Raw genomic sequence first — 11,499 nt, forward strand, 5'->3', positions numbered from 1 at the left:
GGCAGTTTCATGCCGGAGTGGAGGAGGACACCCATGGCGATCGTGGCACAGGCAGCATCGCAGGCCGCATCCGAGGCAAATGACAATCTGACGAAGGGGGACACACCCTTGAAGGATCTTTACGAAATCGGCGAAATCCCGCCCCTCGGCCATGTGCCGGAGAAGATGTATGCCTGGGCCATCCGGCAGGACCGCCACGGCCCGCCGGAAGAGGCCATGAAGCTGGAAGTGGTGCCGACCTGGACGCTCGACAGCCACGAGGTTCTGGTTCTCGTCATGGCCGCAGGCGTCAACTACAACGGCATTTGGGCCGCACTTGGCGAGCCCATCTCCGTCTTCGGCAGCCACAAGAGCGCCTATCATATCGCCGGCTCCGATGCCTCGGGCATTGTCTGGGCCGTCGGCTCCAAGGTGAAGCGCTGGAAGGTGGGCGATGAAGTCGTCATCCATTGCAATCAGGATGACGGCGACGACGAAGAGTGCAATGGCGGCGACCCGATGTTCTCGCCCACCCAGCGGATCTGGGGCTACGAGACGCCGGATGGCTCCTTCGCCCAGTTCGCCCGCGTCCAGTCGCAGCAGCTGATGCCGCGCCCCAAGCACCTGACCTGGGAAGAGGCCGCCTGCTACACGCTGACGCTGGCGACCGCCTACCGCATGCTGTTCGGCCATGCGCCGCACCAGCTGCGGCCGGGCCAGAACGTGCTGGTCTGGGGCGCCTCGGGCGGCCTTGGCGTCTTCGGCGTGCAGCTGGCTGCAGCCGCCGGGGCCAATGCCATCGGCGTCATCTCGGACGAGGACAAGCGCGATTACGTCATGTCGCTGGGCGCCAAGGGCGTGATCAACCGCAAGGACTTCAACTGCTGGGGTCAGCTACCCAAGGTCAACTCCCCCGAGTTCAACACCTGGACGCAGGAAGCGCGCAAATTCGGCAAGGCCATCTGGGACATCACCGGCAAGGGCAATGACGTGGACATGGTGTTCGAGCATCCGGGCGAACAGACCTTTCCGGTCTCGGCTCTGGTGGTCAAACGCGGCGGCATGGTCGTGTTTTGTGCGGGCACGACGGGCTTCAACATCACCTTCGATGCCCGTTACGTCTGGATGCGGCAGAAGCGTATCCAGGGCTCGCACTTCGCCCATCTGAAGCAGGCGTCCGAGGCGAACAAGTTCGTCATCGACCGGCGCATCGATCCGTGCATGTCGGAAGTGTTCGGCTGGGACCAGATCCCCAAGGCCCACACCAAGATGTGGAAGAACCAGCATGCGCCGGGCAACATGGCCGTTCTGGTCAACTCGCCGGTGCCGGGCCTGCGGACCTTTGAAGATGTGCTGGAGGCGGGCAAGCGCTGAAGGTGGTCATCAGTGAGCGGGCGGCCCTCCGGCGGCCCGCATCACGTCATCGCGAACATGCGCACCTGTTTGGAGAAGCGCGAATGGCGCAGACCGAAGAGGTGATGCAGGATGCTGTCCACGTCCGCCGGATAGAAGGGCTTGCGCAGGAAAGCGCGCGCCCGCACCTTCTCGGCAGCTGAATCCAGTGTGTCATTGTATTCGGTCGACATCAGGATCACATCCGAGCCGCGCGCCACGGTCGACAACCGCTCGGCCAGTTCCAGACCCGTCATGTTCGGCATGTTGAAATCGGTGAAGATCACCCGGTAGGGTTTCTCGCTGACCAGCTTGATGGCAGCCGCGCCGTCCCCAGCTTCCACGATGTTCAATTTGAAGATCGACCGCTCCAGCACCTTGCGCACGATCTTGCGGACAGTCGTCGAGTCATCCACGATCAGAACGTCAAAGGGCGTGCTGATGGCCTGAAAGACATCGAGGATATGCTTGACCTGTGCAGCCGTGAAAGGCTTGGCCAGAAAGTCGTAGGCACCGAAGTTCTTGAGCTTGGACTCTGCCGCCTCATCGAGACCATCGGACATGGAGACGGCGAAAGTCTTCGAACCCATGACCTGAATGGCCGCCATGACCTCGACGCCGTTCAGCTGCGGCATGTTGATGTCGAGGAAGGCAATCTGAAATGCGTTCTTGCTCAGAAGCTCGACCGCTTCCTTTCCATCAGCCGCAGCGGTGATGGCAACGTCATAACCTGAATATTGCAGTGCCCGCTCAATAAACTTGCGCACAGTTGCACTGTCGTCTGCAACCAGCACCCTGATTGGCTCTTCAGCTGACGATCCCAAAAAGCTGCCCCGCGATTGCCCGATGTCGAATTTTACCTGCCGGTCTTTTTTTCTGCCGGTATTCATCGCATTTAGAACGCATGATTTGCTTAATTTTCCAGAACCATCCAGCAGAAATTTCATGAATTCCGCGGAGAGGTAGGAAAAAATAACAATACCTCAACCCAAGATACATTTGCCGTGGGAATTCCACGCGCCGTCTATCGCCCGGCGCCGGATTTCCGGCCTAATGTGCACATACGATTCGGCGGGTTGCGGGGCGACCGGACAAGAGGCGACGACAACATGCACTTTGATGAGGAAGCCATCGCTTCCAGGCGCGAGATCCTGACAGGTTCCGTGATGCTGGGCGGCGCGCTGCTGCTGGCTGGCTGCCAGAGCAAGACACCGGCCGACGTCCCGCCCTATTACCGGGATCTGGCACGTGTGAACGCCGTTATCGATCAGGCAACGGCCCAGCAGATGATTTCCCAGTACCGGGAGAACAACGGGCGCGGCCGCGTCGTCGCGGACCCGGTCCTGATCACCCTTGCCCAGCAGCAGGCAAGGGTCATCGCAGCGGCGGATGATATCCGTGCCTCGCTCTACCCGCAGAACCAGCTGAAGAACCGGCTGGATGCCATCGGCGAGAGCAAGTCCTATGGCGTCGAGAACGTCAGCGCCGGTTACCGCACGCTGGCTGAGGCCTTCTCCGGCTGGCGCGAGTCGCCCACCCATAACAAGGTGATGCTGGATGAGCGCGTGACCCGCATGGGCATTGCCACCGCCTACAGCCCCTCCTCCAAGTACAAGGTGTTCTGGAGCCTCGTGCTCGTCTCGCCCAGGGGCTGACCTCAGGACGGCACAAAGACAGAAGGGCAGGCGGCGGCTTCTCCACCCCTGCCCTTTCCCGTTCTCTTTCCAGCTGCATCAGCCTTGCGGCGCCGCAATAATCTCGTAGCCGGGGCAGGTTTCGAACCGCTCGGTCTCGGGGTCCATCACCCGCAGCTCGCCGCTGCCGATATCGAACCAGGCGCCGTGAACCTTGAGAGAGCCGTCGGTGCAGGCCTGATCGATGAAAGGGAAGGTGCGCAGGTTCTTCAGCGACTGGCGCACACCGGCATATTCCATCGCCAGCTGCGGGTCATCCAGCCGGTCCACCGGCATGCAGGCCATGGCGATGGCGGCAGGCTCCAGCAGCTTGATCCAGCGGCCGATGAACTCGCCCGTCGCCAGCGGTGCATTGGCATTCTGCCGGAATGCCTGCACACCGCCGCACTTGGCATGGCCCATGACAACGATATGCTTCACCTTGAGAACGCGCACGGCATATTCCAGCGCAGCACTGGTGCCGTGCTGGCCTTCGGTCTGCTCAAAGGGCGGCACCAGATTGGCAACGTTGCGCACCACGAAAAGCTCGCCGGGACCTGCATGGAACACACCTTCCGGCGCGACCCGGCTGTCGCAGCAGGAAATGACCAGCACCTCGGGCTTCTGGCCATAAATCGCCAGCTGCTCCTGCTGCTCGCGGAAGCGGACATAGCCCTTCTGGAGATAGCGGCCATAACCGTCGATCAGGTCCTGCGGAAACTCGTTTGCCATGTCAGTCATGCTCCTTGCCATCCGGCAGGCCCCAGTATGCGGCGCGGAAGGCGGTTATAAAGGCAGGGGACGCTGCCGCCAACCCCGCGCCTTCCCTGCCCTGCACCTGTCCTCCCTTGCGCCGGCTTGTCCCAAGGCCTTCAACCAAGGTTCCCCTTGCCCCGGAGCCGGGCAGCGGTCTTAATCATCCGCAGATGCAACGATTTGGGAGGCGGAACGTGAGCAAGACCAGCGCGGGCAATTTCTTCGAGGACTTCCGGATCGGCCAGGTGATCCGGCATGCAACCCCGCGCACGGTGACCGCTGGTGACGTAGCGCTCTACACCGCCATCTACGGCCCGCGTTTCGCGGTGCAAAGTTCGAATGCCTTCGCGCAGGAACTGGGCTATCCGGCCGCGCCCATCGACGACCTGCTGACCTTCCACATCGTCTTCGGCAAGACGGTGCCGGACATTTCCCTCAATGCCGTGGCAAACCTCGGCTATGCGGGCGGGCGCTTCCTTGCCCCCGTCTATCCCGGCGACACCCTGTCCGCCGTATCGGAAGTGATCGGCCTCAAGGAAAACTCCAACGGCAAGACCGGCGTCGTCTATGTGCGCTCCACCGGCTACAAGTCCGATGGCACCGAGGTTCTGGATTATGTGCGCTGGGTCATGGTCAACAAGCGGGACCCCGGCAATCCGGCGCCTGCCCCTGTCATCCCGACCCTGCCCGAGAGCATTGCGCCGGATGCTCTTGGCGATGCCGTTCCGCTGCTCGACACAGCCAACTGGGACAATGATCTGGCCGGAAGCCGCTTCCGCTTTGATGACTATGTGCCCGGCGAACGCATCGACCATGTGGATGGCATGACGGTGGAAGAGGCCGAGCACCAGCTTGCCACCCGGCTCTACCAGAACACGGCCAAGGTGCATTTCAACCAGCACACGGAAGGCAAGGGCCGCTTCGGCAAGCGCCTGATCTATGGCGGCCACGTGATTTCACTGGCCCGCGCCCTCTCCTTCAACGGGCTGGGCTCCGCCTTCCACATCGCCGCCATCAACGCCGGCCGCCACGTGGCACCGCTGTTTGCCGGCGACACGGTCTATGCCTGGTCTGAAGTGATCGATACGGCAACGATCGAGGGCCGGGAAGACGTGGGCGCGCTGCGCCTGCGGCTCGTTGCCACCAGAAACACCCCTTGCGCGGACTTCCCCTATGCCACGGCAGATGGCGTCTATGCGGACAATGTGGTGCTGGACTTCGACTACTGGGCCTTGATGCCGAAGTGACCTGCCAACCCCCTACCGCTTCGCCAGCGGATGATGGGCTTCGACGAGGGCCTGCAGGCGCTCGTCGAGGACGTGGGTGTAGATCTGCGTTGTGGATATATCCGCATGGCCCAGCAGCTGCTGCACGACGCGCAGGTCCGCGCCGTTCTGCAGAAGATGCGAAGCGAAAGCATGGCGCAGCACGTGCGGCGAGATCTTCTGCACATCCAGGCCGATGGAGGCGGCGAGCGCCTTCAGGTCGCGGGCAAAGGCCTGACGGGTGAAGTGACCGCTTTCGCCATAGGACGGAAACAGCCAGGGGCTGGCGGTGAAGGCGCCTGCGGCGTTGCGCAGGGCCACATAGTCCTTCATCGCCGCCTGCGCCCTTGAGCTCAGCGGCACGAGCCGCTCCTTGCCGCCCTTGCCCTTGATTTCGATGAGCCGGGCATCGCGCTGTGCCGCCTTGACCGGCAGGGCCACCAGTTCGGACACACGCAGGCCCGTGGCGTAAAGCACTTCGAGCAGCGTATAGAGCCGCGCTGCCCTGAGGCGGCGGGTGGCGGCCGTCTGCGCATCTTCGCCGTCCCCTGCCTGCACCGCATCGGCAGAGCTGCGCGCGGCCTCGATCAGCCGGTCCACCTCGTCTTCGGAGAGAACCTTGGGCAGGGACTGCCGCCGCTTCGGCGCCCCTTGCGTGCGCGTCGGATCATCCGTGCGCATGCCCTCGGCATACAGAAACTTGAAATACTGGCGCAGGGCCGAAAGCCGCCGCGCTTGCGAGGACGGGGCGAAGCCGCGCCCCGCCAGATCGCCGAGATAGGCGGAGATATCGTCCTGGCCCGCCGACTGCGGCGCGGTGGAGCCCAGAAAGTCCGAAAAATCCTCCAGATCGCGCCGGTAACTTTCCAGCGTGTTGAGCGCCGCGCCGCGCTCGGCCGCGATCATTTCCAGAAAGGCTTCGATGCTGCTGTTCATGCTGGCTGCACCCTTGTGGCCGCCCGTCAGCGGGCAAAGCCATCCTTCTGCACCCGCACGGTGATCTCCCGCTCGCTCGGATGGACAAAATTCGCCAGCGAAAAGACGATGCCATAGCCGGCAGCCCCCAGAAGGGCCAGAACCAGGATCAGTCGGGTCAAGGTCGGCACGGCAAAAAACCCCAGAGAACCGGCAAGGAGAATCGGCGGCGGCTCGCCTTTCTTTTTGCGGCAGGCAGGCTCCCCTAGCAAGCCGCTTGTTTTTTGCCGGAATATGTTAAAAGGCGCTTCATGAACCGTTCAGGGAGGGCCAAGGTGAACGCAGCCGCATCGGGCACACAGGTGAAGGACGCACGTGCGGCCCGGATCGTCACCGCCCTTGGAAACCGCTCCATCGTGCTTGTCGGCATCATGGGCTGCGGCAAATCCAGCGTCGGGCGCCGCCTTGCCCAGCGCCTGGGCCTTGATTTCGTCGATGCCGATACCGAAATCGAGACGGCAGCCAACATGACGATTTCCGAGATTTTCGCCCTGCACGGCGAGCCGGAATTCCGCCGCGGCGAGGAAAAGGTGATCGCCCGCCTGCTGCAGCAGGGTCCGCAGGTGCTGGCCACCGGCGGCGGCGCCTTCATGAGCGAGGCGACACGCAACGCGATCAAGGCAAACGGTGTGTCTGTCTGGCTGAGAGCCGATCTTGCCACAGTGATGGTGAGGGTCCGCAAGCGCCCGACACGCCCGCTGCTGCAAAACGCCGATCCGGAAGGCACCATGCGCCAGCTGCTGGAAAAGCGCGAGCCGGTCTATGCCCTGGCGGACACCACCGTCTGGTCCCGGGAAGTGCCGCATGAAGTGGTGATGGAAGACGTGATTTCGGCTGTCGAAGGCCATCTGAACCTGCGCACAGGCGGGACGAACAGCGAAGAGGGCCAAAATGGCTGACAGACTTGAGACCACGGCAGAGCCGGTCACCGTGCCGGTGGATCTGGGCGAGCGTTCCTATGACATCGTCATCGGCCGCGATGTGCTGACGGGCGCCGGTGCGCGCATTTCAGCCCTCATGCCGGGCGCAAGGCTCGCCGTCATCACCGACGAAACCGTCGCCCGCACCCATCTGCCGGCCCTGTCGGCCAGCCTGAAGGCCGCAGGACTGGAACACACGGTCATCACCGTGCCACCGGGCGAGCAGACCAAATGCTATGCCCAGTTCGAGCGTCTGTGCGACGAGGTTCTGGCCGCGCGGCTGGAGCGCGGCGACGCGGTTCTCGCCTTTGGCGGCGGTGTCGTGGGGGATCTGGCAGGCTTCGTGTCGGCTTCCGTGCGCCGGGGCATGACCTTCATCCAGATGCCGACCACGCTGCTGTCCCAGGTGGATTCCTCCGTCGGCGGCAAGACGGGCATCAACTCCCGCCATGGCAAGAACCTGATCGGCGCCTTCCACCAGCCCGCCCTGGTGCTGGCCGATACAGCCATTCTCGACACGCTTTCGGACCGCGAATTCCGCGCCGGCTATGCCGAAGTGGTGAAATACGGCCTTCTGGGCGACGCGGACTTCTTCGAATGGCTCGACCTCAACTGGAAGGGCATCTTCGACGGAACCTCCGCCCGTGAGGAAGCCGTGGCGCGCTCCTGCGCCGCCAAGGCAGCCGTTGTCGGAGCGGACGAGCGGGAAAGCGGCCAGCGGGCGCTGCTGAACCTCGGCCACACCTTCGGCCACGCGCTGGAATCAGCGGTCGAATATGACGGCACCCGGCTCGTGCATGGCGAAGGCGTGTCCATCGGCATGATGCTGGCGCATGAATTCTCCGCCCGCCTCGGCCTGCTGCCGCAGGCGGATGTGGGGCGGGTGGAAGCCCACCTGATCAAGGTGGGCCTACCCGTCCGCATGCATCAGATCCCCGGCCAGCTGCCGCCGGCCGAAACCCTCCTCGACAGCATCGCCCAGGACAAGAAGGTCAGCCGCGGCGCCCTGACCTTCATCCTGACCCGGGGCATCGGCCAGGCCTTCGTTGAAAAAGGCGTGGACCCGGCCGCCGTGCTTGAATTCCTGAAGGAGAAACTTCAGCGATGAACGACACCACCCTCTGGTTCACCGGCGGCTCCATCCTGTTCCTGCTCGTTCTGTCCGGATTTTTCTCCGGCTCCGAGACGGCCCTGACAGCAGCTTCCCGCGCGCGCATGCACCAGATGGAAAAGGCCGGTGACAGCCGCGCCGGCATCGTCGGCAAGCTGATTGCCGCCCGTGAGCGCCTCATCGGCGCGCTGCTTCTGGGCAACAACATCGTCAACATTCTGGCGTCATCGCTGGCCACCAGCCTGTTCCTCAGCCTTTTCGGCGAGGCGGGCGTGGCGCTGGCGACGCTGGTGATGACCGTGCTTGTCGTCGTTCTTTCGGAGGTGATGCCCAAGACCTGGGCCATTTCCAACCCGGACCGCTTCGCCCTTGCCGTTGCCCGGCCGGTACGGATCATCGTTGCCATCTTCGGTCCGGTCGTCATGGGCATCGAAGTCATCGTCCGGCTGCTGATGCGGGCCATCGGCATCCGGGTGGACGACAACACCTCGATCCTGTCTCCGCATGAGGAACTGCGCGGCGCCGTGGACCTGCAGCATCTGGAGGGCGGGCTGGTCAAGGCCGACCGCGACCGTCTGGGCGGGCTGCTGGACCTTGCCGAACTGGAAGTCTCCGACGTCATGGTCCACCGCACCAACATGATGGCGCTCAACGTGGATGACGATGTCTCCCGGATCGTCGATGCGGCCCTCGCCGCGCCCTACACCCGCATGCCGCTGTGGCGCGGGGAGAGCGACAATTTCGTCGGCGTGCTGCATGCCAAGGATCTGCTGCGCGCCCTGAAGGCGGCCGATGGTGACTTCGGCAAGCTGGACATGATGAAGATCGCCACACCGCCCTGGTTTGTGCCCGACACCACAAACCTGCAGGACCAGCTCAACGCCTTCCTCAAGCGCAAGTCCCATCTGGCCTTCGTCATCGACGAATATGGCGAGGTCATGGGCCTCGTGACGCTGGAAGACATTCTGGAAGAGATCGTCGGCGAGATCGCGGACGAGCATGACGTGGAACTGAGCGGCGTGCGCCCGCAGGCGGACGGCTCGGTCATCGTCGACGGATCGGTGACGATCCGCGACCTCAACCGCGCCAATGACTGGGCCCTGCCCGATGACGAGGCGACAACCATCGCCGGGCTTGTCATCCATGAGGCGCGGATGATCCCGGAGGAGCGTCAGATCTTCACCTTCCACGGCTTCCGCTTCACGGTGCTGCGGCGGGAGAAGAACCGCATCACCCGCCTCAGGGTCATGCCGCTGTCGGCCAAGGATCAGCGCCCTGCGCCGCAGAAGCGGGAAGCGCAGCCCTCCTCCGGCAGCGGAACACGCTAGACGTCAGCCGGCCGGCTGGCTGACCTGACGGGCGCGCGGGTCCGGTTCATCCGGCGTGCGCGCCTCGATGGCGAGCGCATGCAGCCCTTCGGCGAAGAACTCCGCAGCCGCCTCATTGATGGCGCGGTGGCGGGCCACGCGGCTCATCCCGGAGAAAGCCTCGGCCACGATACGGATGCGGAAATGGGTCTCTCCGCCCTCCCGCCAGCCGCCGTGCCCCTTGTGCCGGTCCGATTCGTCCAGAACCTCCAGCGCAGCGGGGGAAAAGATCGAAATCAGCCTTTCGGCCATGCGGGTCTTGATACTCATGGCATCCCGTGTGAGTTATGAGCTTCATGCCCTGTGGCACCGGCACCACGCACCGGACCGCAAGGCCTGTTCCGATACTCATTCCTCTCCTTTATTGTCCGGGTCAACCTTGTTCCGGGCACAAGCGCTGTCCATAATCGCTGCATGAAACTGGATTCCAAAATCTTCGACCGCATACGCGTGAAGCCGGACAGGGACCGGCTCGAAGAGGATACCTATCCCACCTGCCAGTTTCCGGGGTGCAGCCGCCCCGGAACCCACCGCGCGCCGCAAGGCCGCGACCGGGAAGGCATGTTCTTCAATTTCTGCGTCGACCATGTGCGCGAGTACAACAAGTCCTACAATTATTTCACCGGCATGAGCGACGATGCGGTGCGCGCCTATCAGAAGGATTCGCTCACCGGCCACCGTCCCACGTGGAAAATGGGCGTCAACCGGCAGGCGGCGGACGGGCCGGACGGGTTCGATCCGAGGGCCACGGGCCGCCAGCGCGCCCATGCGCGGCAAAATGCCGAACATGTGTCGCGCGCAAGAAAGCTACTGGCCCTTGAAAAGCGGTCCTTTGATGTGCTCAATCTTCCCGGAGAGGCACGCGGAGACGAAATCAAGGCGCGCTACAAGGAATTGGTGAAGTTGCATCATCCGGATGCCAATGGCGGGGATCGTTCTTCCGAGGACCGCCTGCGGGAAATCATTCAGGCCTACAACGTCCTGAAGAAAGCCGGTTTCTGTTAGCCCGCCGTTCCGCGGGCATCCCCCCAACGACCCTGACCCCGGCCCGGCCGTGGCAGCGGAGGACCGATGACTGATACGAAGACTGTGGCTGACAACAAGCCTGACACCGAAATCTCCGTCGAGGAAGTCTTCGGCTTCCAGAGCAGCCTGCGCGTGCCGGCCTACAAGACGGCCAACGAATATGTGCCGGAAGCTGATCCGGACTACCTGTTCGACCGCGTGACGACCCTCGCGATCCTTGCCGGCTTTGCCCGCAACCGCCGGGTCATGGTGACCGGCTACCACGGTACCGGCAAGTCCACCCACATCGAGCAGGTCGCTGCCCGCCTCAACTGGCCTTGCGTGCGCGTCAACCTCGACAGCCACATCAGCCGTATCGACCTGATCGGCAAGGACGCCATCGTCCTGCGTGACGGCAAGCAGGTGACCGAATTCCGCGATGGCATCCTGCCCTGGGCCTACCAGAACAACGTCGCCCTCGTGTTCGACGAATATGACGCAGGCCGCCCGGACGTGATGTTCGTGATCCAGCGCGTGCTGGAATCCTCCGGCCGCCTGACGCTGCTCGACCAGAACCGCGTCCTGCGTCCGCATCCCTATTTCCGCCTGTTCGCCACCGCCAACACCATCGGCCTTGGCGACACCTCCGGCCTCTACCACGGCACGCAGCAGCTCAATCAGGCGCAGATGGACCGCTGGTCGATCGTGACGACCCTCAACTATCTGCCGCATGACAACGAGGTGGAGATCGTGCTGGCCAAGGCCAAGCACTTCCAGGGCGCGGAAGGCCGCAACACCGTGTCGCGCATGGTGCGCCTTGCCGACATGACCCGCAGCGCCTTCGTCAACGGCGATCTGTCCACCGTGATGAGCCCGCGTACGGTCATCACCTGGGCAGAGAACTGCGAGATCTTTGGCGACGTCGGCTTCTCCTTCCGCCTGACCTTCCTCAACAAGTGCGACGAGACCGAGCGCACGCTGGTGAGCGAATTCTATCAGCGCTGCTTCGGTGAAGAGCTGCCGGAATCTTCCGTCAACATGGTCATGAGCTGAGGC

The 11,499-nt window shown here is 63.4% G+C and carries 13 protein-coding genes; 8 read left to right on the forward strand and 5 right to left on the reverse strand.

What is annotated here, in order from left to right; all coding sequences use genetic code 11:
- Window positions 1-33 precede the first annotated feature (33 nt).
- The gene (gene ccrA, locus ACVNHC_RS20535) at window positions 34-1,353 is read left to right on the forward strand and encodes a crotonyl-CoA carboxylase/reductase (protein WP_457169147.1); all 1,320 of its coding nucleotides are present in this window, start codon (window positions 34-36) and stop codon (window positions 1,351-1,353) included.
- A 41-nt stretch (window positions 1,354-1,394) separates the two neighbouring features.
- Here the strand turns inward: ccrA and ACVNHC_RS20540 are convergent, their stop codons facing one another.
- Complete coding sequence (locus tag ACVNHC_RS20540) at window positions 1,395-2,318, reverse strand: response regulator (RefSeq protein ID WP_208977122.1); 924 nt, start codon at window positions 2,316-2,318, stop codon at window positions 1,395-1,397.
- 162 nt (window positions 2,319-2,480) lie between these two features.
- Here ACVNHC_RS20540 and ACVNHC_RS20545 point away from each other — a divergent pair, with 162 nt between their 5' ends.
- On the forward strand, window positions 2,481-3,026 hold the full coding sequence (locus ACVNHC_RS20545; RefSeq protein ID WP_094463664.1) for a CAP domain-containing protein: 546 nt from the start codon (window positions 2,481-2,483) through the stop codon (window positions 3,024-3,026).
- 78 nt (window positions 3,027-3,104) lie between these two features.
- Here ACVNHC_RS20545 and ACVNHC_RS20550 read toward each other — a convergent pair whose 3' ends face one another.
- On the reverse strand, window positions 3,105-3,785 hold the full coding sequence (locus ACVNHC_RS20550) for a carbonic anhydrase (RefSeq protein ID WP_208977121.1): 681 nt from the start codon (window positions 3,783-3,785) through the stop codon (window positions 3,105-3,107).
- A 209-nt stretch (window positions 3,786-3,994) separates the two neighbouring features.
- On the opposite strand from ACVNHC_RS20550, the gene ACVNHC_RS20555 reads away from it, so the two are divergent.
- Window positions 3,995-5,047: a MaoC family dehydratase gene (locus tag ACVNHC_RS20555; protein WP_457169149.1), complete on the forward strand. Its 1,053-nt coding sequence runs from the start codon at window positions 3,995-3,997 to the stop codon at window positions 5,045-5,047.
- A 12-nt stretch (window positions 5,048-5,059) separates the two neighbouring features.
- Here the strand turns inward: ACVNHC_RS20555 and ACVNHC_RS20560 are convergent, their stop codons facing one another.
- A complete protein-coding gene (locus tag ACVNHC_RS20560; RefSeq protein ID WP_457169151.1) occupies window positions 5,060-6,001 on the reverse strand; it encodes a site-specific tyrosine recombinase XerD in 942 nt (313 codons plus the stop codon).
- A 26-nt stretch (window positions 6,002-6,027) separates the two neighbouring features.
- Window positions 6,028-6,162, reverse strand: coding sequence for a hypothetical protein (locus ACVNHC_RS20565; protein ID WP_256387608.1), 135 nt, complete (start codon window positions 6,160-6,162; stop codon window positions 6,028-6,030).
- Window positions 6,163-6,291: 129 nt separating this feature from the next.
- Between ACVNHC_RS20565 and ACVNHC_RS20570 the strand changes: the two genes are divergently transcribed.
- Genes ACVNHC_RS20570 through ACVNHC_RS20580 form a run of 3 tightly spaced genes read left to right on the forward strand, consistent with a single transcriptional unit; the run spans window position 6,292 to window position 9,399 of the window.
- The gene (locus tag ACVNHC_RS20570; protein WP_058898578.1) at window positions 6,292-6,939 is read left to right on the forward strand and encodes a shikimate kinase; all 648 of its coding nucleotides are present in this window, start codon (window positions 6,292-6,294) and stop codon (window positions 6,937-6,939) included.
- Complete coding sequence (gene aroB / locus ACVNHC_RS20575) at window positions 6,932-8,068, forward strand: 3-dehydroquinate synthase (protein WP_457169153.1); 1,137 nt, start codon at window positions 6,932-6,934, stop codon at window positions 8,066-8,068. The genes ACVNHC_RS20570 and aroB overlap by 8 nt, the downstream gene beginning before the upstream one ends.
- Entirely contained in the window at window positions 8,065-9,399 is a 1,335-nt protein-coding gene (locus tag ACVNHC_RS20580; RefSeq protein ID WP_457169155.1) for an HlyC/CorC family transporter, read from the forward strand. Before aroB ends, ACVNHC_RS20580 begins: the two co-directional genes overlap by 4 nt.
- A 3-nt stretch (window positions 9,400-9,402) precedes the next feature.
- On the opposite strand, the gene ACVNHC_RS20585 is transcribed toward ACVNHC_RS20580, so the two are convergent.
- The gene (locus ACVNHC_RS20585) at window positions 9,403-9,708 is read right to left on the reverse strand and encodes a BolA family protein (RefSeq protein ID WP_457169157.1); all 306 of its coding nucleotides are present in this window, start codon (window positions 9,706-9,708) and stop codon (window positions 9,403-9,405) included.
- Window positions 9,709-9,852: 144 nt separating this feature from the next.
- Here ACVNHC_RS20585 and ACVNHC_RS20590 point away from each other — a divergent pair, with 144 nt between their 5' ends.
- Window positions 9,853-10,443 (forward strand): J domain-containing protein, encoded by a 591-nt coding sequence (locus ACVNHC_RS20590; protein WP_457169159.1) that lies wholly within the window; start codon window positions 9,853-9,855, stop codon window positions 10,441-10,443.
- A gap of 66 nt (window positions 10,444-10,509) precedes the next feature.
- Complete coding sequence (cobS, locus tag ACVNHC_RS20595; RefSeq protein ID WP_457169161.1) at window positions 10,510-11,496, forward strand: cobaltochelatase subunit CobS; 987 nt, start codon at window positions 10,510-10,512, stop codon at window positions 11,494-11,496.
- Window positions 11,497-11,499: the final 3 nt, after the last annotated feature.

The organism is Pannonibacter sp. Q-1 (genome assembly GCF_054073275.1).

What these genes read in the sequence shown, in the direction of transcription:
- ACVNHC_RS20570 (WP_058898578.1), top strand. Translation starts at nt 6,292, where the DNA reads ATGAACCGTTCAGGGAGGGCCAAGGTGAACGCAGCCGCATCGGGCACA.
- ACVNHC_RS20545 (WP_094463664.1), top strand. Translation starts at nt 2,481, where the DNA reads ATGCACTTTGATGAGGAAGCCATCGCTTCCAGGCGCGAGATCCTGACA.
- aroB (WP_457169153.1), top strand. Translation starts at nt 6,932, where the DNA reads ATGGCTGACAGACTTGAGACCACGGCAGAGCCGGTCACCGTGCCGGTG.
- ACVNHC_RS20540 (WP_208977122.1), bottom strand. Translation starts at nt 2,318, where the DNA reads ATGAAATTTCTGCTGGATGGTTCTGGAAAATTAAGCAAATCATGCGTT.
- cobS (WP_457169161.1), top strand. Translation starts at nt 10,510, where the DNA reads ATGACTGATACGAAGACTGTGGCTGACAACAAGCCTGACACCGAAATC.
- ACVNHC_RS20585 (WP_457169157.1), bottom strand. Translation starts at nt 9,708, where the DNA reads ATGAGTATCAAGACCCGCATGGCCGAAAGGCTGATTTCGATCTTTTCC.
- ccrA (WP_457169147.1), top strand. Translation starts at nt 34, where the DNA reads ATGGCGATCGTGGCACAGGCAGCATCGCAGGCCGCATCCGAGGCAAAT.
- ACVNHC_RS20580 (WP_457169155.1), top strand. Translation starts at nt 8,065, where the DNA reads ATGAACGACACCACCCTCTGGTTCACCGGCGGCTCCATCCTGTTCCTG.
- ACVNHC_RS20550 (WP_208977121.1), bottom strand. Translation starts at nt 3,785, where the DNA reads ATGACTGACATGGCAAACGAGTTTCCGCAGGACCTGATCGACGGTTAT.
- ACVNHC_RS20560 (WP_457169151.1), bottom strand. Translation starts at nt 6,001, where the DNA reads ATGAACAGCAGCATCGAAGCCTTTCTGGAAATGATCGCGGCCGAGCGC.
- ACVNHC_RS20590 (WP_457169159.1), top strand. Translation starts at nt 9,853, where the DNA reads ATGAAACTGGATTCCAAAATCTTCGACCGCATACGCGTGAAGCCGGAC.